The organism is Bacillus cereus ATCC 14579 (assembly GCF_000007825.1).
In the GTDB taxonomy this organism is placed as follows: Bacteria; Bacillota; Bacilli; order Bacillales; family Bacillaceae_G; genus Bacillus_A; species Bacillus_A cereus.
This window is the reverse complement of the sequence record NC_004722.1, coordinates 793001-819468: the sequence shown is the minus strand read 5'-3', so window position 1 is coordinate 819468 and position 26468 is coordinate 793001. Positions and strand designations below refer to the sequence as shown.

Here is a 26468-nt window from a genome sequence, read left to right as displayed (position 1 = left end):
TTTATGAAATAAAATTTCACTACATGACATATTTTTGTCAAAGATCATAAAGTGAAACTTTAATCAGTGGGGTTTTGTTCATCCCCACTGATTATTAGCCCGCACCAATCGGGCTTTTACGGGCAGTTGATCCCCCACCTAACTTTCTTTGCTTCCGCTGAATTTTGAAGTGAGGGGCTTACTGCCCGTTAACGGGATAAAAAAAAGATGAGTCTCCTCATCTTTTCTTCTACTTTAACTTCCGTAACCGCAACGCTTCTTCTCGCGTCTCCATAAATTGATCCAATACTTTATTACCAATTCGATTGAAAGTAATAACATATAAAGCATCGATCATATTCAATTGTGTCATTCTCGAAGCAATACTCGCAATACGATGGTCTTGTTCTACATCTGGCATACAAAGGCGAATATCCGCTTCTTTATATAGGGGTGATGATTGATCTAATTTCGTAATTCCAATAACAGTTGCACCTTGTCTCTTTGCATACTGCGCCATTTCAAGCACATCTTTTGTTCGACCAGATGTTGAAATCGCAACAAATATATCGTCTTCTTTTAAATTTGTCACAAGCGGCAACATCATATGAAAATCAGATAGCATCATCGCTGTAAATCCAAGCCGCGTAAATTTATAAGCCCCGTCCATTGCTGGCGTAGCTGATCCGCCTACGCCGTAAAATATAATTTTATTCGCATTTACAATAAGATCTGCAGCTTTCTCAAGTTCCCTCTTATCTATTGCAGTAACACTCGCCTCAATTGCAGCTTTATTCACATAAGTAACTTTATTAAATAAATCATACGGTCCATCTTCTGTATTCATCACTGAAAAATCGTTAATATTATAATCAGCAATCGTTAATTCACGAACGAGTGCTATCTTAAATGCTTTAAAACTTCCGATTCCAATCGATTTACAAAAGCGAACGACACTCGCTTCACTTGCGCCTGCATTCGTTGACACTTCTTTCGTCGTTAAATTCGGTACAATCTCTGCATTCTCCATTATGTACATGGCAACCTTCTTCTCAGCTGGTGAAAATTGATCCATATTACTTTCAATTTTAAATAGTAATGTTGAAGCTTTCACTATTTAACCTCCACTTCTTACGGTTGCGTTCACTTATTTTCTCTTGCTTCAAGAAGGTAATAACCATCATCGCCAGGAGGATGAAACACATTTACAATGCGATTCCCTTTTTGATAAACAGTTCTTTCCCCTTCTGTCCACTTCTTTTCCCAACCGTTCATCCAAATCGCAACATCAGGTAAAAAAGCAGTATATTTCAGCTTCTGACCGTACTCACCATCTGCTTCTTCCGAAAAAATAGAAACCGGAAAATCTTTCACTTTAGATTCTTTCCATGCAGTAAATGGTATACATACTGCAATAAGTACGATTACACCGATAACCTTCTCCTTCGTAATCTTCACACTTCCCTCTCCTTGTCATATCACATACATAGATTTTACCATAATTACAAACCCTTCATGCTATATGATCATTGCTTTTGGGAATAAAAAAAGAGCTTACCTACATCAGATAAGCCCTTCCTGTTTATACAAAATATTTCTTCAAAAGTGGCGGTGTAATAATCGTCGTCAATATAACAACAATAACAATCGCTGTGAAATTTTCTTTCGCTAATAAATTCGCCGTAAGTCCATTTGCTGCGATGATAAGCGCTACTTCACCACGTGATACCATCCCCGCACCAATACTGATAGAAGATTGGCGATTAAATCCTGTCAGTCTTGCGCCTAAGCCGGATCCGATTAACTTTGTGAAAATCGCAACGAGAGTCATAATAATAATGAACCAAAGCTGACTTCCAATGCCTTGAAATGTAATTTCCATTCCGATACTTACGAAGAATACTGGAACAAATATTGCATAAGCAATCGGTTCAATTTTATGTTCCACTTCATGCTTATACTCTGTTTGAGAAATAGCAATTCCTGCTGCAAATGCTCCAATAATGCCTGCAATTCCCATCATTTCACTGTAATAAGAAAAAGAGAAACAAATAATAAGAGCCGCGCTAATTAACGCTTCTGTTACACGAAGCGGGACAAGCATTTTCATAATCCAAGGAACGACTTTCCAAGCAATAAAAACAATACTTACAAAGAAAATAATTTTCTTTACAATGACCAGTGTTATATTCACATCTTGTGTTCCTAAAAAACTCATTACAAATGCTAATAAAATAACGACAATGACATCATCAAATACGGCAGCACCTAAAATTGTTGTACTTTCTCTCGTATTCATTTTTCCTAGATCACGTAGCGTCTGCACCGTAATACTAACCGATGTTGCGCAAAGTAATAAGCCTAAAAAAATGGCATGGGATTGTATTAATCCAAACAGCAATCCTGTTACATAACCACCGATGAAAGGAAAAATAATTCCACCGGCCGCTACTGCAAACGACGATTTCAAATTCCGATTTAACTCTTCTAAATCTGTTTCAAGTCCCGCCATAAACATAAGTAACAAAACACCAATCTCACTCAATTCATCAATCAGTTCAGAACTATTAATAATACCAAGTACAGCCGGACCGATAATAATACCGACAATTAACTTACCAAGTACAGAAGGCTGACCAAGTCTTACACTAATGTCACCAGCTAATTTCGTACAAAGTAAAATGACGACAAGTTCAAAATAAAATAACATAGCATCTGCTCCTACTTTAACTTTAATCAGTGGGTCGTTAACCCCCGTCCATTTCTGCAAGTAGTTTCCCCTATTGATCCGCATTTTATTTGTCATATTTTTATTTGACAAAATATTCTGAATTATATTAAGATTAATCCAGCAATTTTAAAAAACTACATACCATAACTGCACCTCCACTTCCTTACTTACTCTTTTTTAATGGACTCATACTATAGTCGCAGTTATGGAAATGAAAAAACGGGGGGAGAGTCCAAAGTGAAGTCATTATTACGAAAAAAAGCGCTTAGTACTGAATCACCAAAGCAGCTAGCTAGAACATTAACCGCACTCGATTTAACATTTTTAGGAATCGGCGCCGTAATTGGGACAGGGATCTTTGTATTAACAGGTATTGTTGCAGCAAAACATTCTGGTCCTGGTATTATGCTATCATTCCTTATTGCTGCATTTACTTGTGCTTGTGTAGCCTTTTGTTACGCTGAATTTGCTTCTTCTATTCCTGTCTCAGGAAGTGTGTATACTTACGCATACATGACAGTCGGAGAAGTCGTCGCCTTCATCGTCGGATGGTGTTTAATGCTCGAATATTTACTTGCCGTTGCAGCAGTAGCTGTCGGTTGGTCTGGTTATTTGCAATCATTACTACAAGGGTTCAATATACACCTGCCCGCCATAATCGCCTCGGCCCCCGGCGTAGGAAAAGGTGGTCTCATCGATTTACCTGCTGTCTGTATTTTACTTCTTATTACTGGCCTTTTAAGTTTTGGTATACGCGAAAGCGCACGCATTAATAATATTATGGTTCTTATTAAGTTAGCCGTTATTATCGCCTTTATCGTAGCAGGTGCAAAATATGTAAAACCTGAAAACTGGACACCGTTCATTCCGTTCGGATACGACGGTATTATTACCGGAGCTGCCACTGTATTCTTCGCCTTCTTAGGATTTGATGCAATCGCAACCGCTGCAGAAGAAACGAAAAAACCGCAGCGCGACTTACCAATTGGTATTATCGGTTCGCTTCTTATTTGTACTGTTTTATATATGATTGTATCTTTCGTTTTAACAGGTATGGTTCCTTATACGCAATTAGACGTTTCTGATCCAGTTGCATTTGCATTGCATTTCGTTGGTGAGGATACAATTGCAGGACTACTCGCTGTTGGAGCGATGACTGGAATGACAACCGTTCTCTTAGTCGTTATGTATGGACAAGTTCGCGTTTCGTATGCGATGAGCCGTGACGGTTTACTTCCAAAAGCGTTAGCACGTGTAAATAAAAAAGTAAAAATCCCTTTATTAAATACGTGGATTACTGGCGTTGTTGCTGCTTTATTAGCAGGCCTTTTAGACATTTGCTAGCGAATTTAGTAAACATCGGCACGTTAACAGCCTTTACATTCGTTTGCTGCGCAGTACTTATTTTACGAAAAACACACCCTGATTTAAAACGTGGATTCCGTACACCTTTCGTACCTGTATTACCAGTTGTCGCGATTCTTTGCTGCTTATATTTAATGATCAATTTGTCTAAAACAACATGGATTAGCTTTGCAGTTTGGCTTATAGTCGGCTTATGCTTCTATTTCTTCTACTCTAGGAAACATAGTCATTTAGCTATTGAAAAAACAAATGATGAAAAGAAAAAAGCATAACAAAATAGCTCGCCGTTTTAGCGGCGAGCTATCTTTCTGTACTATTATATTTTTTCGTCAACGATTGTAAAATGAAAAATATGCCGATGCAAGCTGTAAACCATGCCCAATTTCCTATTGGCGTTGCGTATTTCACAATTCCAATACCTACAAGCAATAGGAAAATAATCACCTGAAATATGAGCTTCCACTTTTGCATATATTCCCTCCTTTACTTCGTTCCCTTCTTTTTATTCTTCCAGGCATTTAAACTATCAAAGAAGAAATTAATAAATAACGTGCCTAAACCCGCTAATAAAAACGTCATTAAAAATAAAACCCATATACTTTTTTCTTTTAAGAAATAATATCCTACAAGGAGCACAACCGCGATCCATACATATTCAAGAATTCTTTTTAGCTTTTTCTGTTCCAAATTATTCGCTCCTTCATTCTATGCTATTTTTAGTATAACAAAAAAGAAGCCTATCATGATAAGCTTCTTTTCTTCTCTCTTACTTGTTTATGCTTTTTTCAACGAGTGAAATTGCATATTCCATCGTACGATTCATTGTTTCTACCTGTGTATCTTTTACTTTTACATCTTTCACTACAGCTTCGGCCACTGTAATTTTTTGACTCAGTGCTTTCACTGAACCGTCCGTTACATTTGCATCTTGCGCTTTTTTCACTACTACTTTTGCAGATTCAATATTGATTTGTAATTTTTCTTTCGGTGTTTTCGGTTGTTCTACTACTTTAGATTGTACAAATGTTACATTAGCTGTTTTTAATTCGTTATATGTTTGAACGATTTGCTCTCCCGTGCTCCCTACATTTTCAAACACTTGTTTTGCATTATTATAGCTTTTCTCTAGTTCTTGAAATGCTTCCTTTGAATATTGACCTGGCTTATCACCAAACTCATACGTACCAGCTAACACTTCTTTCCCTTTTCCAAGCTCTTCATATAACGCGTTCACTTGCTCTAATTTCGTACGGTTAGAAAACTCATTGTACGCTGCTAATACTTCTGAAGAACTTAACGCTTTACTATATAATTTCGCAAGCGCGATTTGTCCATTTAATGGAATACCACCATTGCCGTTACTATCAGGATCCGCTCCAAGTGCAAATGGTACATTTGGATGATACACTTTCCCTGTAGCTGGTTGGCTATTTACTTTTTTACCATCGACATAAATAGCTACTTCACTTCCGTTATACGTTCCTGTTAAATGATACGTTTTGTTCGCTTCTAATTGAACTCCAACACGTTTATAGCTGCCACCAATGTGAGCCCATAATTCAACATATCCACTTCCTGTAGACTCAAATCCAATTCCGCCGCTCTCTGTATTTTGCAAAATACCTTGGCCACGGATTTGATTCATTGAAAATACCGTTTCTAACGTAAATGTATTTGCTACTTTCTCTTTTTGTGCTGCTGAAAATGGAAGGTATCCAAATGTATTAGATTGTCCGTTTAACTTCATAACATTCTTTTTCAATGCTTTATCATATTCAATAGTCACATTGCCCTTCACATCACCTTTTGTACCAAATGGTGAATTGTCTTTAAATGTACCATCTGCAAAATTCACATCGAAAACATCAGCCTTTGGCACTTTTACATTCGGATCAATATCATCTTTTTTCGTAGTAATTTCTGCCGTTAAAGGCTGCGCACTTTCATTACCAAACGAATCAATTGCAACAACTTCAAGTGTATATGTTTTCCCGCCATCTAACCCTGCCAGTGTAAACGTAAGATCTTTCGGCACTGGATCACGATAAAACTCTGAGAATGCTAACAATTTATTTTTCATTTCACCCGTTTGCTTATCTCTAGCCTGCACACGGTAAGAGTGAACAAGGAGGTTGTCCAATGCTTGTGGGAATGTTACTGTTGCCGCATTTTCTGTTACATTTGATACAGCAAGCTTTGCATCCTTAGCAAAGTAAGGCTTTTCTTTATCACGATCTTCTACATGTGTAAATGTTTCTTTCTTTGCTGGTAATTTAATTTTCCAAGGCTCGCCTGTCCAAGAATTCGTATGGAAATCACGACGATTAATCGTTACTTCTTTATCATCTACTTCTACTAATAAACCTTGGCTTAACGTACTAGCTCCTGGCGGGATATTCCCTTGTACTTTACCACCTTCAACTTCCATATAACTTACTGAAGATGTACCAACTGATGTAAAGTCTTTTTAGATGTATCGATCTCGGATCATCTAATGGATAGTGTGAATGACCTGAAAACGTAATAACTTGTGGGTATTCTTTTAATACTGCATTAATTTTTGCGCTATCTTGTGTTCCCCATTCATGACTACCGTATACTGTCTCTTTAATGTGTTGATGTAAAAATACAAAAATCGGTTTTTCTGGATCATCTTTTTGCGCTTTTGCCATTTCTTCTTTTAACCAATTAATTTGCTTGTCCGAATAATAGCCATGAGTTGTTCCATTCTCTGGAGACATAACAAGGAAGTGATAACCTTTTACCACTTTATGATAATAAATTGATTCCATACCTGTTTTTTCTAAGAAACGCTTCTGTGCGCCCTCTACAGATAAACCGTTCCAATAATCATGGTTACCAAGAGAATTCATTCTCACGGCATCTTTATTTGCATTTTCATTATACACTTGCATGAAACGATCATATTGCTGCACTGATCCCGTATCTGTGAAATCACCTACAATAACAAATGCATCTTGCTTTGGTGCTAGTGTATTAAACTGTTCAATCGCTCTTTTCCAGCGAAACGTATCATCTGTTCCACTGTTTTTAATATGCACATCACTTACAACTGGAAAAACTATCTTCTTCTCACTTGATGCCTTTTCTTGCTTTTTCTCTTCCGCCTTGACTGATGTACTCCATGGAAATGATACGAATGCTAATACAAAAAACATTAATAATCCAATAAGGCCTTTTACTTTTCTTAAAGCATTTCTGTCCACGTGAATCCTCCTCATAATAATTGATTCATTACAAGGGCTATTTTATCTAATACATGTTAATGTCGTTTAAATAACAAATGAACTTTATTAGATTTTTGTAAATATACAGTTAATTAGAAATTAAGTCCAACATTACTCGTACTATTGTATACAACCACCTTTTGTCTAAAAGAGTCTGATCATTCTTTTCCTATGACTATTCACATATAATCTTTTCTATAACACTAATGATAAGTTAAGGTTTAAGCCTATTAGACAATCTTAATTTTTAATATTTCCTTCTTTTTTAACACATCGGCCATGCTTTTACATTTAATAGTAATAAAAGACAACTTAAAAGGAGGGGTTGTATTGAAGAATAAAAAAAATATCGGCTGTTTCGCTCCTTTATCTATTATTTGTCCAGACCCTTGTCCACCGCCCCCTCCTCCAAATCCAAATTGCGAGCGAGTAACAAATGAATTTGCAGGGAATTTCCTCATAACTAATAACACCATCTCCTCTGCCAAAGATGCATCACAATTAATGATACTATGGCAAAGTGATGGGATACTACTTATATCAGGTACTGTCTCGGTTTACAATAGTACTAGCAGCAACGAAGCAATTACAATTCAAATCGTTGGAACAGTAACCAATATTTTCACTGTGTTTCCTGGTAATACAATATCGTACACAGGAAAAGACCTACAGTCGATCAATATTATCAATATAACAAGTAATCCTTCACTATATTTAGAAGGCAAGTACTGTTGCGAATTTACATGTTGCTTATAGAATACCAATTTCATTATTTCCTTAATATAAAAAGCATACCGTTCACGGTATGCTTTTTATGAGATTGGATAACGTACTGTAATACAAAACTCTCCTTGATTAACAGTCGTTCCTGTCGTAGTAATTCGGACAGTAGTAAAATATCGGACAGTGAAAGTACCACTACTTTGTGGTTGTACAGTAATTGTATCAACCACTGTTGCACCTACTAAAAAATCAACTGTAATCGGGTTGGCACCTACATCATACTTCACGTAACCTGAACCATATACTTCTTGCGTGATATTATTTGTATATACAATTTGAGTACCAGCACCTGTAATAGACCAGTCTGTACATACTTGGTCTTGCACAAGTGTTTTATTAGAACAACAAGACAAACTGGAACTTCTCATTCCCATTTCGATCCTCTCCTATTCTGCTATGAAAGTGGATAACGTGTTGTAATACAAAATTCTCCCTGATACGTTCCAGCAGGTGTTGCAGGTAACACAACTTGTATACTATCAAAGCGACGATACGTAAAAGCAATACTCGTTCCTGGGTTTAATGTTTGTGTATCAATTGTACCCCCAGCAGAATCAAGCGCTTCTACAGTAATTGGGCCCGGTCCAACATCATATTTAACAAAACCAGTACCAACTACGTTTTGGTTGATATTATTTGTATAGAGAACATTATCAATTGCTGTTGCAACTACAGTAGCAGACCACGGACTACACACTTTATCTTGCACATAATTTTTATCTGGACAACAAGTTAATGCTGACCCTGAGCACTCACAAGACATAGTTGTTTCCCCTCTCTCTTTTATATTCCCTATATGTGTATGTCCCTCAGAGTCTTTTGCCTGTACTATTCATCTATTTTCAAAAATTTAACCTGAGTGCTAATGACTAGATAGATTCCGATCTGTTTCTTTTTTTCATAAATTTATAGATTAATATACCACCTACAATAATAACTACGACCACTAATATCGGTAACATATATTGCCCAACAACATCCGCTGCTTTTTCCCAATGTGGACCTAATTTCATTTCACAATAAACATACAAAGTCGTTAACGGGAACATTGCTACAAATGTATATATGCTAAATTTCCATATGTTCATTTTCGCCTTACCACATGGTACAGAAATAAGCGTTCGAACTCCTGGCACAAAGCGTCCAACAAATGCTACAACCGGTCCATATTTCTCAAAGAAATCATCTGCTTTTTGAATTTGTTCTTCTTTAATGAAGAAGTATTTCCCGTATTTTATTAATAGAGGACGACCACCGTAATAACCGAGTGCATATAACGTTAAAGGTCCTGTCGTTCCGCCGAGGGTTCCGGCTAATACAGCAAGCCAAAAATTCATATCTCCCTCGTACACCCAATAACCAACCATGGGCAAAACTACTTCTGCTGGAATAAATTCAAACGTTAATGCTAACACAACTCCAAAATAAGAAAATTGCTTTAAAAACTCGATTATATCTAAAATAATTTGCTCCATATTTTCTACCCCAACTCCTATCCTACGTTTACGTTATGCTTTTCTTGTAATTGAACTGGCGCCATTTTTACAATTCGGTTCAAAATAAATAATACAATTCCAATATCATCTAAAATACCGATAAACGGTAAGAAGTCTGGAATTAAATCGAGCGGCATCGTAACATAACCAACTAAAAACGCAATAGATAAAATTTTCTTTTTTATTGAAACCTCTTTTGAAGTGAAAAAGTCAAATAGGAATGGAACAAATCGGCGAACATGAAATACAACTCTTAATCTACTAATAAGGGTTTTCATTTTTATATCTCCATTCTTTGTATACAAAAAGGCCCCTACCAAACATGGGAAGGGTCCTAAAAAAGACAATAAGGGGCCTTTACCATTGCTGGTAAAGGTCTCACTAACAACGAAACGTTGCCAATAAAGCCGAGGGTTTCTCCCTGTAATGACGACTTTACTGTAATAAGTTACTCCCCTTTATATACACAATTTTATACAATCACATTAAAATATTTTGGAGGGCTTGTCAATATATTTTATATCCCACATCCTCCTGCTTAACATTCCGTAAAAACAAAAAACGTATAGGAAATTTCTTACTATCTCATAATATACATAATCATTTTTGAATGAAAGGAGAGGCTTCATTTGCATACCGTATGGAAAGGTGCCCTTTCACTTGGACTATTAAATATAGGAATCAAACTATACAGTGCCGTAGAAGAAAACGATATAAAGTTTTTAAGTCTTCATAAAGAATGCTTAACACCTATTAAATATAAAAAATTTGCTCCTGATTGTACGGGTGAAGAAATTGATGATAAAGATATTGTAAAAGCCTATGAATACGCACCTCATAAGTACATTATTATGGATGAAAAAGAATTAGCTGAGTTGCAAAAAGCTCACGAACCAAGATCTATTCGTATTATATCTTTTATCCAAAATAACGAAATTGATTCTGTTCTCTACGATCGTTCTTATTTTATAGGCCCTACCTCAGGACATGAAAAATCATATTTATTATTAAAAGAAGCACTTGAACGTACGAATAAACTTGGTCTTATCCATATTTCCATTAGAAAAAAACAACATTTAGCTATTATCCGTAACTTTGAAGATGGGCTTATATTACAAACTATTCACTACCCTAATGAAATTCGCGATATAACAAATACACCTAACTTACCAAGTAACGAAAATTATCCGATTCAAAAACAAGAACTCACAGCAGCAATCAATTTAATCCACCATCTTACAAATCCTTTTGAACAAGAGATGTATACAGATGAGTATAAAGAAGCCCTTACCGAACTAATCGAAAACAAAATTGAACAACAGGAAAAAACCGAAACAATCTCTCCAACTCCAAACATCATCAATATTATGGAGACATTACAGGCAAGTATTGAACAAGCAAAAATAAAAAGAGAAAATAAAGCAGAAAAAGAGGCCAAATAAAATTGACCTCTTTTTTCTTTAAAGCGGATTACATTTTGGCATCTCAAGTCCAGACGATTGTGCTAATTTTAATAAGTAATAACATTCTTCTCTTGCCATATGATCCGCCATTCTAGCAGATAATGCACTTAATATTTCATTCGATAACTCCAGCTCTTCGACCTCATGGAGAAAATGCGAAAATAATTTTAACTCAAGTGAAACATCTTTTGTAAACTTCTTTAATGCAGGAAAATGATGAAGCTCTGTCCGTAAATACCCCGTCATTTCAACTGCCTTTAAATAAAATTGTTCAAAGTGCTTCGTAAATTCTTCGCTTTTCTCTTTTAATCTTTTTTCAACAAGATCTAATCCACCAGAAATAGACCCTGCATGGCCAGCCGCATCCGTTAACCAAACGAGATGATAATGTAATTCATGAAAAACAGGCGGAACTTCTCCTTTATTTAAAAATTCTAACACTGTTATATACTCTTCTACTTCGTTTACCATATGATTGATGAAAGTTGGCGTAAAATGAATAGTGATTTTTCCCTCGAGTTGTTTCTGTATAATACTTAATTTAAACGTTCGTATTTCCTTTGCGGCTCGTTCTGCCTCTTTTGAAAACGCAATGAGATTCACATTACGAACTTTATTTAACAGATTCGTAAATGTTTCAACAAAATAAGTGGCCTTTTTTATATCCTCTTTTTCCTTCGGAGCTAATGCATCAAGTAAAAATTGCGAATGATCAGTAAGCACCTTTAGCCAAAATTGATGCTCAAACAATGCACTTTCTTCATAATTCCTCTCCACTAAATCCCCTCCGTTTATTCGTCCTTCTCTATCACTTGAATTTTATATCCATCTGGGTCTTGTACTACAATACTCTTCTCACTTTTGTTTTCTGTATATGCAATTTTATAAAACACTAACCTCTTCTTTAAGTTCTCTATGTTAGAAATTGAAAACATTAGTACATCAACCGAATCCGTAACACTCTTCTCACGCCCACCCAAACTACGATTCATTACAAAACTAACTCTCATTGAATCAGCATCATACCAAACCCCTGTTACATCTAATTGGGGTCTTTCTAAACTAGGCTTGATTCCTAAAATCCCTTCATAAAAATACAAAGTTTCCTTTAAGTTTTTCACTTCCAATACAATGAATTGTTTCACATTCTCCACATTCATTCCCCCCGTACCTATTACTTTTTTATATGTGTCATAAAGGCCTATTATGTCTGAATACAATACGTAGTGATGAAGAATATAGGGAGGTTTATTAATGGATAAATATATGAAATCATATGTGCCATATCATAGTCCTCAAGATCCTTGTCCTCCTATTGGTAAAAAATATTACTCTACCCCTCCTAATTTATATTTAGGTTTTCAACCGCCAAATTTACCACAATTCTCACCGAAAGAAGCACTACAAAAAGGAACCTTATGGCCTATCTTTTATGATTATTACGAAAATCCTTATAAAAAAGGGCGGTGACTACTGACGTGAACCAGCCACTACCAGAAGAGTATTATCGACTTTTAGAGAATCTCCAAGAATTAGACTTTGTATTAGTTGAACTAACCCTTTACTTAGACACCCACCCAGACGATACAGCAGCTATTAACCAATTTAATGATTTTTCCTATAAACGAAGAGTATTAAAACAACAGATGGAAGAAAAATATGGACCGCTTCAACAGTATGGAAATAGCTATTCTAATGCCCCTTGGGAATGGAGCAAAGGTCCTTGGCCATGGCAAATATAAAGGAGAGAAACTATGTGGATTTATGAAAAAAAATTACAATACCCTGTTAAAGTAGGAACTTGTAATCCAGCACTTGCAAAATTATTAATTGAGCAATACGGTGGTGCAGATGGAGAATTAGCTGCTGCACTACGTTACTTAAATCAGCGTTATACAATCCCGGATAAAGTCATTGGCCTCCTTACCGATATTGGTACAGAAGAATTTGCGCATCTTGAAATGATTGCTACGATGGTTTATAAGCTGACAAAAGATGCGACTCCTGAACAGATGAAGGCAGCTGGTCTCGACCCTCATTACGTCGATCATGACAGCGCACTTCATTACCATAACGCAGCTGGTGTTCCATTTACTGCAACCTATATACAAGCTAAAGGTGATCCAATTGCCGACCTATACGAAGATATTGCGGCTGAAGAAAAAGCGCGTGCCACATATCAATGGCTTATCAACCAATCTGACGATCCCGACATAAATGACAGTTTACGCTTTTTACGCGAACGAGAAATTGTCCATTCACAACGTTTCCGAGAAGCGGTTGAAATTTTAAAAGAAGAACGCGATAGAAAAATATATTTTTAATACACGTATCCTAGCGATATGTGTTTTTTTTACGTTAAAAGTTAAATCCTTCCTATTAAACATACAAATAGTATATTTATTCGATTTAATGCATTATTTTTTAATTTTTTCAAAATTCCCTATTGCTTTCTAGTCATCAGACCTTTAAAATAATAACAGTTACTCGACAAATTATTTGAATTTTCGACAAAAATACTCATTAGGAGGATTTTCTTTATATGCGTACAACTTTGAAACCAGCGCAAATACTTTCGATTAGTTTATTACTCTTCGCAGTTTTCTTCGGTGCTGGTAATATGATTTTCCCGCCCCTTCTTGGCCTTTCTTCCGGAGAAAATATGTGGGTTTCCATTACAGGGTTTATTATTACAGACGTCGGTTTATCTTTACTTGCTATCGTTGCTGTTGCCCTTGCTGGTGGTAGTTTTAACACTTTAGCGAGCCGTGTTCATCCAAAATTCGCAGCAGTATTCGCTATCATTATTTATCTTTCAATCGGCCCACTATTTGTTATTCCACGAACTGGATCTGTATCTTATGAAATTGGGATTGCACCACTTTTCCCAGATCAATGGTATTCTATGTTAGTTTTTAGTGCGATTTTCTTTACAGTCGTTTACTTCTTATCATTAAATCCATCCAAGCTAGTAGATCATATCGGTAAAATATTAACGCCAATTTTACTTGTAATTATTGCAATTATGGCAACAAAAGCGATTCTTTCACCAGGAACGTTTGCAGAGCCTATCGGTGACTATAAAGACATCCCGTTTTTCAAAGGATTTCTTGAAGGATTTTTAACGTTAGATGCAATTGGCGCTCTCGTACTATCAACAATTGTTGTAAATGCAATTCGTCAAAACGGTATACAAGAGAAGCAATCTATCGCGAAATATACAATCATTTGCGGAAGTATCGCTGCTCTATTCTTAACAATTGTTTACTTCTTACTCGGTTATATCGGAGCTTCAAACGGAAACTTGGGACAATTCGAGAACGGTGGTCAACTATTAGCAACTGTTATGTACCAATTCTTTGGGACAAGCGGTAATGTTTTATTAAGTATCGCCATTATCTTCGCTTGTTTAACAACAGCAATTGGTGTTGTAAGTGCATTCGCCAACTATTTCGCAACAGTATTAACAAATGTTTCTTACAAAAAGCTCGTACTATACGTTTGTATCTTTAGTTTCGTTATTTCAAACTTAGGATTAAGCTTATTAATTAAAATCACACTACCTGTATTAATTATTTTGTACCCAATTACAATCATTTTAATTTTCGTATCATTTATCGATAAATATACGAAACGTAAACCTTCTGTCTACATCGGAGCAATGATCGCAGCATTCATTATTAGCTGTATTCATGCACTTGATAATGTGGGAATGATACCAAGTTTTATCGCTAATATCGTACACACGATTCCTTTTTATAACTTAGGAATCGGCTGGATCGTTCCAGCAATAATTGGTGGTATAATCGGATACTTTATTCCGCAAACAGAAGCTGAAGGTGAAGTTTCTGCAAAGTAAAAAGAAGCAAGCATGAAATCCATGCTTGCTTCTTTTTCTCTTCACATCGTATGTTTAAACGTAAACAACTCTTCCTTTGACTGTACAGCAGATTGTTCCTCTTCTACAACTTCCTTCTTTATCTCTCCCCCTAATCGAACTTTCAACATCGCCTCTTCTAGACTTTTTACAATCATATTTCCTGAAAAAATGGTAAGCCCGAAAAATGTAATTGGGACGAGAGGAATCCATGGATGCACTGTTAAAGATCTAAAATAGACTCCAATTAGCCCTGACCATTCATGTGTGTAAGATTCTATTTCTTCTATCGGTCCTAAAAACTTAACCGTTCCGCCAAAGAATATTTCTAGTAACCCTAAGTGCAGTAAAATAGTAAGAGTCTGCGTAAACTGCTGAAAAAATACAAGTATAAACGTCATATAAAGGGGCGGGAAAAGATGCTTTATAACAATATGTCTTCTCGATCCACCTAATATGCGTGCGGCATCAACAAATTCCTCCGTTCGCAATTTACGAACTTCCTTCGCAACATACAGTGCAATAACTGGCATTACAAGCATTACAAGTAAGACAACTTGAAACGAAGCCCTTTCAAAAAAGGTTGTTGTTTCCTCCCCGCTTCCAAATGCATTTGCAGATTGAAGAAAAAAATACGCAATCATAACTGTCGGAATAACTGTAAAACTATCAAAGAAAGCCTCAATTTTTGAAAATCCTCCTTTTATATACGTTCCGAGTACGACACCGAAAAACACACCTATTACCATTCTAAGTGCCGCAATTAAAATAGATATACCAATCGTCCACTTCGCGCCTTCAATAACTAAATGTAAAAGGTCGTATCCTTTCCGATCTGTCCCGAGTAAAAATTGTAATGAAGGTGAAAACGGTGGCACTTGTGGATTTTCATCCGCATCATATTGCAATGTAACTTGTCTAATATGTCCATCATTCCATAACGTATTTCCGATGCTCAAAAGAACTAATAGGAGAAGAAACCCAATGCTTATCCAAAATCTTTTATCACGTTTTATATACGTCCACATATTATAATCTCTCCTTCATCGCAGCCGGAATGAGATAATGAAACAATTTAAATAAAATAAAAATCGGAATATATATAAGAAGCACACTAACGATGAAAACCTCAACTCTAATACCAAAATAAGATTTCAAAAACATAAAAATACCACCCGTATTAAAAATCCATTCTATAATATATAAATTAGATAACATAAAAAAGATATTCGTTTTCGCAAAGAATAATGTACTAAGCAACACATTTCGTAAAATATGACGATTTAAAATATGAAAGCGCCCCAGCCCTTTCGCCTTAGCAAATAGTACATAATCTTTTTCTAGTTCATTTTCAAAACGAAGCACGACCATTTTTACAAACATAATCGTAGTCGGGATGCTCAAACAAAGTATCGGCAATCCTCTAATTGACTCGCCTCCAATTGAAGCAATTTGAAAAGGTAAAAAACCTGTTTGTTTAAAAAACCATATAACTAAAATTTGTGATACTAAAATAAGAAGGATATCTGGAATAGATTCTAGGAAGATAAGAAATGATTTAATTCGATGTTGTATACGCGGTGAACTACTCATAATTACATAAACAATACAAAATGCTACAAATAATGAAATAAAAAAAGCAGCTAAAAAAATAATAATCGTTTCTTTATAATGGACGAACAGCTGCGGAAATAAAAATTTACCTTTCACATATTGCAAATTGGAAATATCCATTAAGTTCACAAACACTTCTTTTAAACTCTGTATGTACTTTGATACATCCAGCTTAAATCCATAAAACAATTTCGGCAGAGCCCCTAACATAATAATCCCCAAAATCGAAATAATAAATTGAATTGTCACTTCCATCCCATTCAGAAAAACTTTTTTGACCACGTTTTCCCTTCTCTCTCTTTATATTTTATTCTCTAATTTTATTCTTAATTTTCTGAATTGTAAATATTCAATCATAAAAAATCACTAGGTTATGATCCTAGTGATTCTTTATGCGCATGCCTTTCTCTTTTTGCAAACGGCATATACAAAATAAAACACCCAATAAGCGCTGCGAGTTCTAATGAAATAATATAGTAAGGATGCGGTCCTAACATATCGAGTAATGAAGCTGTTTCTGGCTTATGAGCTAAAAACATATAATTACCGCCTGTTTTATAATTCACAAACGAAACAAGCGGAATCAATATGTTTAAAAATATCATCGTACGCTTAATAGATTGCAAGGTCGGTCTATAGCCTTCCACCCAAGTCATAAAGAGTGGTGCCCAAATGAGCAATATATGCGCGATAAAATATTCAATGAAACGAAAATGCGGAAAAGCATACTGCAAGTTTGGCGTTAAAATAGCTTGTGATGCACCAATAATTCCCGTGAAAAATACAATCTCATATATGCGGTAACTTTTCGTTACGATCATAATCGATGCTAATAATAAACTAATCGTACATAATTCAAACGGTAATGAAGTAGCTAGCTCAAAAATCCCCGCTTTCCACTCCCACATATGAAGCCCAATTTCACTACCTATAAATAAAAATGCAATTGCATATCGAACCGTTATATTCCACTCACTTTGACGTAATACATCTTGGTATTGATACAGAAAAAATATCCCCACCAACATAATAAATAATATAAGGGCATGTTGCCTTGAGTATGGAATAAATGGTTTTAATGGGTGTGCGCTAAAATAAGCTTCCATCTTCCTTCCTCCTTTCCTCCATACAATATTATTGTAAGAAAGAAACGACGAGTCAATTCATTTGCTTACACTAGGACAACCTCTACCTTACATTTACATATTCATACCTTACAAAACTGTAAGGTTATTGTAAGCTAAAACGATTTGTCAGATTCTTCACCTCTTCTATACTTAATGTAGATACTAAAACGAACGAAAAGGTGATAAATAGATGAAAAAGAAAAATAAAGTGTTAATTACTAGTGTAGTAGCAATCGGAATTGCAGCTGGATCATACTTTGCATTTGCTGGAGGCGGTTCAGAAGTAGCAATGGCATATAGCGGATATAAAGTAACTGAAAAACAAATCCAAAACGCGCAAAAATTTGGTGGCGAAGTTATTCCAAACGGAATTGAAACTATTTCATTCGATCCAACAAAAGGAACATATGAATTAGCTGTAAAAAAAGGCGATGAAGTGAAAAAAGGTCAGCTTCTATTTAAATACAATGACCCGACTGCTAAACAAGGTGTAACAGAAGCAGAAATGCAAAAGAAAATCGCACAAAAAGAAGTAACGTTGTTCCAAAAACAACTTGATGCTGCGAAACAAAAGTTACAAAAAGATAAAAATGCAGGCCTTCCCGCTGAAGCATTAAAAGCATCAGAAGCTGAAGTTGGGCAATTAGAATCACAACTTGAAATGAAAAAGTTTGATGTTGAAAAATTTGATGAAATGATTAAAACAGCAAAAGAGAAAGTAAACAATCTTTCTGTAACAAGTCCTGCTGATGGCGTAATTGATGATATCGTGAAAACTGCTGACGAAAAAACAGGTATGAGCGGCGTTACTCTTCGCCACGCTGGTCAATTTAAGGTAAAAGGTCAACTTTCTGAATATGAGCTTGCTAGTATGAAAGTTGGGCAAGAAGTAACTGTTTCATCAAAAACTGTCGCTGGTAAGACTTGGACAGGAAAAGTAACAGAAATCGGTTCTACACCATTAAAGAGCATGGATGAAAATAAAACTGTTTCTAACTATCAATTCACTGTCACATTAGATAATAGTGACGAATTACAAAACGGCTTCCACGTTTACGTAACAAGTAAATCTGGCGAAGCAACTGGTACAATTGTTCCGAAAAGCAGTATCGTGAAAAAAGGTGACAAAAATGTTGTCTTCGTTGTAAAAGACGGTAAGGCGAAAGAACAAGCAGTTACTGTTGAATTCGAGACTGATAGCGAAGCAAAAGTTTCTGGAGTGAAAAAAGGAGAGGAAATTATCTCTAAACCTGAAAAAGACTTAAAAGATGGTATGGAGGTTGTCGCCCAGTGATTAACTTAAAAGGCATCACGAAATCCTTCCAAAATGGTGCAGAGTCCGTTCAAATATTACACGGAATTGACGTAACATTGAACCAAGGAGAATTCACTTCAATTATGGGACCTTCTGGTTCTGGTAAATCAACATTAATGAACATTATCGGTTGCTTAGATAAACCGACGACAGGTACGTACGAACTAGCCGGTCAAAATATTTCAAACATGTCTGAAACAGAACTTGCACACGTACGTAATAAAGAGATTGGATTCGTATTCCAAAACTTCATGTTATTACCGAGACTTACAGCGCTTCAAAATGTAGAACTACCTCTTATTTACGCTGGAGTCGATAAAAAAGAAAGACGCGAGCGCTCATTAGCTGCTTTAACAAAAGTCGGTTTAGCTGATCGCGCTACTCACTTACCAAACGAATTATCAGGTGGACAAAAGCAGCGTGTCGCCGTTGCACGTGCAATCGTAAATAACCCAAAATTCATTTTAGCCGATGAACCGACGGGAGCACTTGATACGAAAACAAGCACACAAATTATGGACCTCTTTTACGAATTAAATAAACAAGGCTCAACAATCATTATGATTACCCATGACCGTGAAATCGGGGAAGCTGCAGCACGTCAAATTGTAATTCGTGACGGAAATATCGTCCAAGATTGGAGAGGTTAATTTTGAATACGAGTGAAAATATACGCATGGCCCTTTCCTCTATCTTTGCTCATAAAATGCGTTCTATCTTAACGATGTTAGGTATTATTATCGGTATTAGTGCCATTATTACTATCATTTCAATGGGTGATGGTACAAACGCAAAGTTTAAAAAAGAATTAGGCCAAGGAAAAGATAACGAAGTAACGATTTACTACAACAATCCTGATTACGGAACAGATAGTGCCAAAATCACACCTGATATGCTAAACCGTCTGCAAACTGTACCAGGCGTTAAAGATGTGTATCCAGACGTAAGTATGAAAGTAAAAGCATCTGCTGGTTCAAAAGATGTAAATCTTGATTTAAAAGGTGGAACAGGCGCCTTTATGACAGATTCGAAAATAAAATTAGTTCACGGTCGTGAATTAAATGACAGTGAACTAAATCAAGCAATCCCTGCTGTTATATTAAATGAAGAAGCTTTCAACAAATTATTTAGTAGTGGTTGGGAATCAAATCAATACACAGATATAAAAGGAAAGCCGTATAAAATAGTTGGTGTATACGAAACGAAAAATGACTTTGGAATGCCTATGCCTGAAGGTTATACATCACTTGAAAATGCGCCTGTCATTTCAGGAGTAAATGAGTATGACTCTGTAAGATTAACAATGACCTCTCCGACAGAACGTAAAAGTGTAGAAAAACAAGCTGTTTCTGTCTTAAACGAAATGAAAGCTCCTAAATTTGAGCACAAATTCGAAGCACAAGATTTAGGTGAATTTACGAAACAACTAGACGAATCAATCGGTATGATGAAAATGGTATTCGGTGGTATTGCCGCTATCTCCTTACTTGTTGGTGGTATCGGTGTAATGAACATCATGCTCGTATCTGTAACAGAACGTACACGTGAGATTGGTATTCGTAAAGCACTTGGTGCAACACGTGGTAAAGTATTAACACAATTCTTAATCGAATCTTGTATATTAACAGGACTTGGTGGTTTCATCGGATTCATGCTCGGTATTTTCTTCGCTTGGATCGTCTCAATCTTTGCTGGATGGCCACTCGTTGTCTCAAAAGAACTTGGACTTCTTGCAGTAGGTATCTCAATGTTAATCGGTATTATATTCGGTTTACTGCCAGCTAACAAAGCTGCCAAACTGGATCCAATTGAATGTTTACGATATGAATAAACAAAAACGTAGGAGTTTACACTCCTGCGTTTTTTATTTATCTACTAAATTGAGTTTCTTCTATTATATATGTTTCACGTTACAACTACCATTCTAATACTCTTCATTATTTATAGGTACTAAGGCTATTATCTAATTCTATTATTGCAAAAATACTATGTAACAGACGAAAATCAAGGCGTAATTTTTTCCATACTTCGACTGATTTTGTAACAATTATATCGATATTTTATTAAATTTCACCTCATTTATATATTTTCACGCCTAAAAAGATTATCGTTTCATAACTAAATTTCCATTCAAACAGTAAAATAAGCTATTTTTGTAACGCTATAGATATCATCAAGAAATATTACTGTAACATTATTAACGTTACAGTAATTGAAATACTACTCATTTTGTGTTTCATATGCCCTAATACGCCAAAAAACAACAAAGAAGCGCTATCAGGATATTTATGGAATTGTTACAGAATATTAATGCCCCGTTACGAAAGCTTTGTAATTTTATGTTTTTCGCAAATAAGAAAATAATGGTTGCTATAATGAGGTCAACGAAAACAAATGCAATGGAGGCTATTATGAAAAAATTTATGGGTATAGCAACAGCAGCGGTTTTTGGTCTTGGGATTTTCACAACATCTGCTAAAGCAGAAACAATCGTAACGACTGACGTACTAAACGTACGAGAAAACCCAACTACTGAATCAAAAGTTGTAGGAAAATTATTAGATGGATATAAAGTAAATGTTTTACATACAGAAAATGGTTGGTCAAAAGTTCAATTGAATAGCGGTAAAGAAGCTTTCATAAGCGCTGACTATACAAAAGACACTTACTACGTAACAGCAAACGTATTAAACGTACGTGCTGGGGCAAACACAGACTCAGAGATTCTTGGTAAGTTGAAAAAAGATGATGTAATTGAAACAACACACCAAGTACAAAATGATTGGATTCAATTTGAATATAACGGAAAAACAGCTTATGTTCATGTTCCTTACTTAACAGGTAAAGCACCAGTTAAAGTTCAACCAGTAGCTAAAGTTGAAAAAACGACTACAGTTCAAGATACAGCTAAAGTTCGTGAAGCAGCTAAAGCTCAGGAAGTAGCTGAAACTCAAGCAAAAGCTAAAGCAGTGGAAGCAACTAAAGCTCGCGAAGCAGCTGAAGCTCAAGCAGAAGTTAAAGCTCAAGAAGCGGCTAAAGCTCGTGAAGCAGCTAAGGCTCAAGAAGCAGCTAAAGCTCAGGCAGATGCTGAAGCTCAAGCAGAAGTTAAAGCTCAAGAGGCAGCTAAAGCTCGTGAAGCAGCTAAAGCTCAAGCAGATGCTGAAGCTCAAGCAGCGGCTAAGGCTCAAGAAGCAGCTAAAGCTCGTGAAGCAGCTAAAGCTCAAGAGGCAGCTGAAGCTCGTGAAGCAGCTAAGGCTCAAGAAGCTCGTGAAGCGGCTAAGGCTCAAGAAGCGGCTAAAGCTCAAAAATCAGCTACACAACAACCTGTTGCAAAAGAAACTGAAACAAGTACACCATCATCTTCTCGTGAGTTACGTGTTGTAGCAACAGCTTACACAGCAGATCCACTTGAAAATGGTTATAAAGCAGGCGACCAAGTAAAATCAGCTTTAGGCCACAACTTAACAGCTAATCCAAACATGAAACTAATTGCAGTTGATCCAAGTGTCATTCCATTAGGTTCAAAAGTATGGGTTGAAGGTTACGGAGTAGCAATCGCTGGTGATACTGGTGGAGCTATTAAAGGTAATAAAATCGACGTTTTAATGCCAGATAAAGGTTCATCAAGTAGCTGGGGACGTAAAACAGTTACAGTTAAAGTATTAAACTAGTTATAAAAAAGAGCCAGTCTCATCGTTGAGACTGGCTCCTTTTCTATAATTATTACATTCTTTCTTTCTCTTGAAAGTAAGCAATATTGTCTCGAAGCCACTCCCTCTCCGACATAAACAAGTTTCCACGTTTTTTGTATACCTTATCAAATATCTTTAAAACTTCTTCATGATTAGCAAACTTATGTAAGAAACGAAGAGCAATGATAATCTCTGCTTCATCCGTAGGCTCTACTTCATTTTTACGTCTTCTAGCAACAATTTTATTCACACGTTCGCAAATTGCTCTCATTGCCATTTCGTCGCCATACGTATAAATAGCTCGAACAGCTTCATATTTCACCATAACATTTCTATCATGTAAAGCTTCAATATAAACTATTTGTAAGTCCGATCCCCCTATTTTTGCTAAAACCTCAATAACGGTTGAACGAACATAGGCACTATTACTATATAAAAGCTTTGTTAACGGCAGAATCGATTGCTTCGTTCCAATCTCAAACAATGTATAACAAATATGTGTAATCTCATCTTTATTTTCTTCAGTATCCAACAACTTTAGCAACGCACTTTCCGCTTCTAACGATTTATATAACTTTAAGGAAGCAACTGCCCAATAACGAACACTATCGTTTTTATGATAAATATACGGAATGATTTTATTTGTACTACTTATTTCTGGCAATGTATAAATATTACTAAGCAGTTCACTTAACAAAGTCGGGATTTGTTCACATTCCAAACGATCTATAAGATAATCAGCAATATAGATTTCCTTCGTATTGATGGCGAGTTTCGTCATTAAATAATAAATATCTTTCTTCATAGATACCTTTTTTGCTTTGATTACCTTCTGCTGTAAATAAGGAAAAGTTAATAAGTCATTTAACGCTTTTGCTTCATCATACGCACGATGCCAAATCTCTGTTTCCTCATCAGCCATCCGCCTTAATAAATCATCTATATACTCTTCCATCTCCTTCTCTCCCGCCCAAATTAAGTCTATCTCTTTGCATTCTATATACGATAGATTACTATTTCAACAGAAAAAAGAGGATGTCACAGCATCCTCTCCTTCTCTTCCCTATTCCACACAAGTAAACTGCGTCCAAGCTCCTACATAATCTAGTAAGAATAACTCCTCTTCTGCAATTGTACCGACAATATTTTTCCGTTCATCTATCGGCATTTCTTTCAGAATGATTTGCAGTTCACCTTTATACTTACCAAATGAATTGTTTCCAATTACAACTTGCCCTCTTTCCTGCAGCACACTTTCACGCACTGGGAAGTCATAATCTTTGTACTTTTTACGTACTTCTGTAGAACGTACCATATACTCTGTTATGTCGCCGCGCCTTACGTGTAATTCTTGCAGCGTAGCTCTCTTCTCTACTTCAGTCGCTTCGTCTACAAAGTGCACTTTTAGCTGTAACATGTAGCGATTTAAGTTTCCTAGTTTCTCTAACTCTTCCTCACTCGCATAAGCATTTCCGATAATGACATCATCAATTAACCCTGTTGCCCATAAATGCTTCGCTTGTACTTCAATTGGTAAATTACGATGCTCTTCTAATGTACATAATCCATCGTTAATATCCCATGGACCGATGTTTGCGACATGTGATGTAATAAAGGCTGCACTGCGAATACCATGCTTTTTAAAGCGTTCACTACAGCGAATGAAATAATCGTATGGAAGACCAGTGAATTTTTGTGGATAAAAATTATGGCAACCAATTAAAGCTGATTTATTCGCTTGATGCGAAAGAATATTTTCTAAGTACGCAATATCGTTACTTACATTTAACTCAATTTTTAAACCGTACGGATTATTCGTCATTTTCGCTTCCGTTAATCCGTCAAAACCTACATCTAAACGAATACCGTCTGCGCCTAATTCTGCGAAAAATGATAGATCGCTATAACTAATACCAAGCTGATCAAACACAGCTGGAGCTACATCTAAAATAACTTCCATATTGTTATCTTTTGCGTGATTGATAATCTCTTTAAATTCAGCTACAATTTCTTCTTTCGGACGATTCACAGATAACAAACAAGTAAATATTCTTGAGAAACCGTGTCGTGCCGCTGCGGAAATATAAGCCATATCTTTTTCTTTCGTTGAATGTTCTGGATAAAGTGAAATTCCTAATTTACGCTCCATGCTTTTGCATCTCCTTCACACGTTGTATTAATGCCATGCTCGTAAATCTATATTTTGCAGATAAACACGTTGCACATAAAATTGTCGGTACAATAATTACGTACGGTGATTGCAATCCTAACATTACATATGCACCCATTGAACAACCGATAAATAAAACTGATACTAGTAGTAACACTAATAAAGATTTACTTTGTACCCATTTCGAATAATGGGCAATACACTGTCCGACCACGAATGTAATTAAGATGATAATTGCTCCGAGCATTCTGTTTTCTCCTCTCCTGCTAATTGTTGTTTCTCATACATTTTGAAGAATGGATAGTAAATAACGAATGAGATGACAAAGTTAACAAGTACAAGTACACCAGCCATAATTGTCCAGTCCGTACTAATTACCGCTGCAATTGGTGCTAACATCGTAAATGGCAGTTTCGCCATCATAAGTGGAATCATACCTGAAACAACTGCAAAATATGATACTGTCGTTGTCACTAACGGTGTAATAACGAACGGAATAATTAGAATTGGGTTCATTACAATCGGTGCCCCAAAAATAATTGGTTCGTTAATATTGAATAAACCTGGTACGAATGATAATCTACCTAACTCTTTTAGGAACTTAGATTTAGAGAACATAAACATAATTACTAAAGCTAACGTTGAGCCTGATCCGCCAATCCATACGAACCATTGAATAAATTGCTCTGTAAATAAGTTTGGTAACTGATGTGCATTTCCTGTAGCCGTGAATACTTCCATATTTTCAAGAATTGCTGAATCCCACATCGGACGAATAATTGGTCCTAAAATCGCTGGTCCATGTATACCGAATGACCAGAAAAACACGATTAAGAATACTGTTAATAAACCACCGAATAAATTATTTCCTACTAATACTGATTTTAATGGTGCGATTAAATATGTGATCGTTGTATTCACATCAAATTTCAAACCGTAGCGAATGCCCCAGAATAAAAGAATAACTGCTAATGTTGGAATTAATGCTGCAAACGAATTTGAAACTGCTGGTGGTACACTATCTGGTAATTTAATCGAGATATTATGCTTAATCATAAAATGATAAATTTCTACTGCAATTAATGCTGTAACAATTGCGCCGAATAAAGACGTTGCACTTAATGTTCCTACTGAAATATATCTCCCTGCATCAATAACACCTGGTACAGCTTTCGTAATTTGAATTGGTTCAACTGATGCTAGTAAAAAGGCGAGTACAGATAATAACCCTGCACTTAACTGATTGAGCTGATAAAAGTTCGCGAGCGAAGCCCCTACACCAAACGCTGCGTATAACGCCATTAGTCCTACTGTAAATCGGAATGGAATATCTAAAATATGGCGAAACGGTGCGATCCATTCCATATATGCATCAATTGGTAAATTTAAAAAGATAACAAAAAATGATCCGACGATCGTTAACGGTAATGTAGAAATAACCCCGTTTCGAATTGCTAATAAATGTCGTTGTCCTGCAATCTTTTGCGTTGTTGGCATAATCTTTTGTTCCATAAAACTCATAAACCCATTCATCAATAGCCCTCCTCTTTCTCTCTACTATAAAAGAACGAAATAAACTTTATAACATTATAATGTTTATATTTAAAA

General features: G+C 35.9%; 29 protein-coding genes and 2 pseudogenes. 11 read left to right on the top strand and 20 right to left on the bottom strand.

Annotated features, from left to right (window positions below; genetic code table 11):
- Positions 1–229: 229 nt before the first annotated feature.
- The 3 genes from BC_RS04215 to BC_RS04205 form a co-directional block, all read right to left on the bottom strand.
- Positions 230–1093, bottom strand: a complete 864-nt coding sequence (locus BC_RS04215) for a MurR/RpiR family transcriptional regulator (protein ID WP_000648169.1) — start codon at positions 1091–1093, stop codon at positions 230–232.
- Positions 1094–1122: 29 nt separating this feature from the next.
- Positions 1123–1437 carry a hypothetical protein gene (locus BC_RS04210; protein WP_000704958.1) on the bottom strand — a complete coding sequence of 105 codons (315 nt, stop codon included), beginning with the start codon at positions 1435–1437 and terminating at the stop codon, positions 1123–1125.
- Between the two features lie 124 nt (positions 1438–1561).
- Positions 1562–2785, bottom strand: a complete 1224-nt coding sequence (locus tag BC_RS04205) for a cation:proton antiporter (protein ID WP_060852387.1) — start codon at positions 2783–2785, stop codon at positions 1562–1564.
- Between the two features lie 162 nt (positions 2786–2947).
- On the opposite strand from BC_RS04205, the pseudogene BC_RS04200 reads away from it, so the two are divergent.
- Positions 2948–4347: pseudogene (locus BC_RS04200) on the top strand (amino acid permease).
- A 28-nt stretch (positions 4348–4375) separates the two neighbouring features.
- On the opposite strand, the gene BC_RS27505 reads toward BC_RS04200, so the two are convergent.
- The 4 genes and pseudogenes from BC_RS27505 to BC_RS27915 all read right to left on the bottom strand — a co-directional run bounded on the left by BC_RS27505 (position 4376) and on the right by BC_RS27915 (position 7784).
- Complete coding sequence (locus BC_RS27505; RefSeq protein ID WP_001174832.1) at positions 4376–4546, bottom strand: hypothetical protein; 171 nt, start codon at positions 4544–4546, stop codon at positions 4376–4378.
- 12 nt (positions 4547–4558) lie between these two features.
- Positions 4559–4762 carry a hypothetical protein gene (locus BC_RS04195; protein ID WP_000435797.1) on the bottom strand — a complete coding sequence of 68 codons (204 nt, stop codon included), beginning with the start codon at positions 4760–4762 and terminating at the stop codon, positions 4559–4561.
- 79 nt (positions 4763–4841) lie between these two features.
- Positions 4842–7302: pseudogene (locus BC_RS04190) on the bottom strand (LamG-like jellyroll fold domain-containing protein).
- A gap of 251 nt (positions 7303–7553) precedes the next feature.
- Positions 7554–7784 carry a hypothetical protein gene (locus BC_RS27915; RefSeq protein WP_001224933.1) on the bottom strand — a complete coding sequence of 77 codons (231 nt, stop codon included), beginning with the start codon at positions 7782–7784 and terminating at the stop codon, positions 7554–7556.
- Here BC_RS27915 and BC_RS04185 point away from each other — a divergent pair.
- Positions 7672–8079, top strand: coding sequence for an S-Ena type endospore appendage (locus BC_RS04185; protein ID WP_250702592.1), 408 nt, complete (start codon positions 7672–7674; stop codon positions 8077–8079). The genes BC_RS27915 and BC_RS04185 overlap by 113 nt on opposite strands.
- Positions 8080–8135: 56 nt before the next feature.
- Here the strand turns inward: BC_RS04185 and BC_RS04180 are convergent, their stop codons facing one another.
- The 4 genes from BC_RS04180 to BC_RS04165 all read right to left on the bottom strand — a co-directional run bounded on the left by BC_RS04180 (position 8136) and on the right by BC_RS04165 (position 9880).
- Positions 8136–8480 carry a DUF3992 domain-containing protein gene (locus tag BC_RS04180; protein ID WP_000525819.1) on the bottom strand — a complete coding sequence of 115 codons (345 nt, stop codon included), beginning with the start codon at positions 8478–8480 and terminating at the stop codon, positions 8136–8138.
- A 20-nt stretch (positions 8481–8500) separates the two neighbouring features.
- Positions 8501–8869, bottom strand: a complete 369-nt coding sequence (locus BC_RS04175; protein WP_001277540.1) for a DUF3992 domain-containing protein — start codon at positions 8867–8869, stop codon at positions 8501–8503.
- Positions 8870–8975: 106 nt separating this feature from the next.
- Positions 8976–9581 carry a DedA family protein gene (locus BC_RS04170; RefSeq protein WP_000435003.1) on the bottom strand — a complete coding sequence of 202 codons (606 nt, stop codon included), beginning with the start codon at positions 9579–9581 and terminating at the stop codon, positions 8976–8978.
- A 17-nt stretch (positions 9582–9598) separates the two neighbouring features.
- Complete coding sequence (locus BC_RS04165) at positions 9599–9880, bottom strand: YkvA family protein (protein WP_000854045.1); 282 nt, start codon at positions 9878–9880, stop codon at positions 9599–9601.
- Positions 9881–10231: 351 nt separating this feature from the next.
- Between BC_RS04165 and BC_RS04160 the strand changes: the two genes are divergently transcribed.
- Positions 10232–11044 carry a Ku protein gene (locus BC_RS04160; protein ID WP_000557759.1) on the top strand — a complete coding sequence of 271 codons (813 nt, stop codon included), beginning with the start codon at positions 10232–10234 and terminating at the stop codon, positions 11042–11044.
- A gap of 18 nt (positions 11045–11062) precedes the next feature.
- Here the strand turns inward: BC_RS04160 and BC_RS04155 are convergent, their stop codons facing one another.
- Complete coding sequence (locus tag BC_RS04155; protein ID WP_000440988.1) at positions 11063–11842, bottom strand: DUF2935 domain-containing protein; 780 nt, start codon at positions 11840–11842, stop codon at positions 11063–11065.
- A 14-nt stretch (positions 11843–11856) separates the two neighbouring features.
- Positions 11857–12285, bottom strand: a complete 429-nt coding sequence (locus BC_RS04150; RefSeq protein ID WP_162837398.1) for a VOC family protein — start codon at positions 12283–12285, stop codon at positions 11857–11859.
- Between the two features lie 34 nt (positions 12286–12319).
- On the opposite strand from BC_RS04150, the gene BC_RS04145 reads away from it, so the two are divergent.
- The 4 genes from BC_RS04145 (at position 12320) to brnQ2 (ending at position 14924) form a co-directional block, all read left to right on the top strand.
- Positions 12320–12535 carry a spore coat associated protein CotJA gene (locus BC_RS04145; protein WP_000362187.1) on the top strand — a complete coding sequence of 72 codons (216 nt, stop codon included), beginning with the start codon at positions 12320–12322 and terminating at the stop codon, positions 12533–12535.
- An 8-nt stretch (positions 12536–12543) separates the two neighbouring features.
- Positions 12544–12807 (top strand): spore coat protein CotJB, encoded by a 264-nt coding sequence (cotJB, locus tag BC_RS04140; protein WP_001075543.1) that lies wholly within the window; start codon positions 12544–12546, stop codon positions 12805–12807.
- Positions 12808–12819: 12 nt separating this feature from the next.
- A complete protein-coding gene (cotJC, locus tag BC_RS04135; RefSeq protein WP_000265278.1) occupies positions 12820–13389 on the top strand; it encodes a spore coat protein CotJC in 570 nt (189 codons plus the stop codon).
- 218 nt (positions 13390–13607) lie between these two features.
- On the top strand, positions 13608–14924 hold the full coding sequence (brnQ2, locus tag BC_RS04130; protein ID WP_001260938.1) for a branched-chain amino acid transport system II carrier protein BrnQ2: 1317 nt from the start codon (positions 13608–13610) through the stop codon (positions 14922–14924).
- 41 nt (positions 14925–14965) lie between these two features.
- On the opposite strand, the gene BC_RS04125 is transcribed toward brnQ2, so the two are convergent.
- The 3 genes from BC_RS04125 to BC_RS04115 form a co-directional block, all read right to left on the bottom strand.
- Positions 14966–15970: an ABC transporter permease gene (locus BC_RS04125; protein WP_000269972.1), complete on the bottom strand. Its 1005-nt coding sequence runs from the start codon at positions 15968–15970 to the stop codon at positions 14966–14968.
- A 1-nt stretch (position 15971) separates the two neighbouring features.
- Positions 15972–16838, bottom strand: coding sequence for an ABC transporter permease subunit (locus tag BC_RS04120; RefSeq protein WP_000239670.1), 867 nt, complete (start codon positions 16836–16838; stop codon positions 15972–15974).
- A gap of 89 nt (positions 16839–16927) precedes the next feature.
- Positions 16928–17662 (bottom strand): YwaF family protein, encoded by a 735-nt coding sequence (locus BC_RS04115; RefSeq protein WP_000388698.1) that lies wholly within the window; start codon positions 17660–17662, stop codon positions 16928–16930.
- Positions 17663–17873: 211 nt separating this feature from the next.
- On the opposite strand from BC_RS04115, the gene BC_RS04110 reads away from it, so the two are divergent.
- The 4 genes from BC_RS04110 (at position 17874) to entC (ending at position 22669) form a co-directional block, all read left to right on the top strand.
- Positions 17874–18977, top strand: a complete 1104-nt coding sequence (locus tag BC_RS04110; protein WP_000728834.1) for an efflux RND transporter periplasmic adaptor subunit — start codon at positions 17874–17876, stop codon at positions 18975–18977.
- A complete protein-coding gene (locus tag BC_RS04105) occupies positions 18974–19648 on the top strand; it encodes an ABC transporter ATP-binding protein (RefSeq protein WP_000609100.1) in 675 nt (224 codons plus the stop codon). The genes BC_RS04110 and BC_RS04105 overlap by 4 nt, the downstream gene beginning before the upstream one ends.
- Positions 19649–19674: 26 nt before the next feature.
- Complete coding sequence (locus BC_RS04100) at positions 19675–20829, top strand: ABC transporter permease (RefSeq protein WP_001986269.1); 1155 nt, start codon at positions 19675–19677, stop codon at positions 20827–20829.
- 457 nt (positions 20830–21286) lie between these two features.
- Entirely contained in the window at positions 21287–22669 is a 1383-nt protein-coding gene (gene entC / locus BC_RS04095) for a cell wall-binding protein EntC (protein WP_033685022.1), read from the top strand.
- A gap of 52 nt (positions 22670–22721) precedes the next feature.
- Here entC and BC_RS04090 read toward each other — a convergent pair whose 3' ends face one another.
- The 4 genes from BC_RS04090 to BC_RS04075 form a co-directional block, all read right to left on the bottom strand.
- Entirely contained in the window at positions 22722–23645 is a 924-nt protein-coding gene (locus BC_RS04090; RefSeq protein WP_000393374.1) for a HEAT repeat domain-containing protein, read from the bottom strand.
- A gap of 108 nt (positions 23646–23753) precedes the next feature.
- Complete coding sequence (locus tag BC_RS04085; protein ID WP_000440054.1) at positions 23754–24839, bottom strand: DUF871 domain-containing protein; 1086 nt, start codon at positions 24837–24839, stop codon at positions 23754–23756.
- Entirely contained in the window at positions 24829–25107 is a 279-nt protein-coding gene (locus BC_RS04080; protein WP_000900048.1) for a hypothetical protein, read from the bottom strand. Before BC_RS04080 ends, BC_RS04085 begins: the two co-directional genes overlap by 11 nt.
- The gene (locus BC_RS04075) at positions 25083–26393 is read right to left on the bottom strand and encodes a PTS sugar transporter subunit IIC (protein WP_001013053.1); all 1311 of its coding nucleotides are present in this window, start codon (positions 26391–26393) and stop codon (positions 25083–25085) included. Before BC_RS04075 ends, BC_RS04080 begins: the two co-directional genes overlap by 25 nt.
- Between the last annotated feature and the right edge of the window lie 75 nt (positions 26394–26468).